The organism is Exiguobacterium sp. s22, assembly GCF_018617455.1.
GTDB lineage: Bacteria > Bacillota > Bacilli > Exiguobacteriales > Exiguobacteriaceae > Exiguobacterium.
Genome location: NZ_JACSKD010000026.1, coordinates 1 through 302, shown reverse-complemented (window position 1 = coordinate 302; position 302 = coordinate 1). Strand labels below are relative to the sequence as shown.

Genomic DNA, 302 nt, shown 5'->3' with positions numbered 1-302 from the left:
AGACGGATCGTTGACGAGAACCAAGTCATCGTCGTGGAGACATTGAAGTCGAAGGACATGATGCAAAACCATAAGCTCGCCAAGTCCATCGGGGATGTCAGCTGGCATGAGTTCGTCCGTCAACTCGAATACAAATCAAACTTCTACGGACGGACGCTCATCAAGGCGGACCCCTGGTACGCATCGACGCAGATCTGTTCTTCTTGTGGCGAGAAAGGTCAGAAGAAAGCGATGGACGTCCGTGAATGGACGTGTGCCTGTGGCGCGCATCATGACCGTGACATCAACGCGAGCATCAACCT

The 302-nt window shown here is 53.0% G+C and carries 1 protein-coding gene; it reads left to right on the top strand.

The window, feature by feature from the left end:
* Positions 1–302: RNA-guided endonuclease TnpB family protein (locus tag KNO94_RS15185; protein ID WP_214781057.1), on the top strand; the 302-nt coding region annotated here is incomplete at both ends.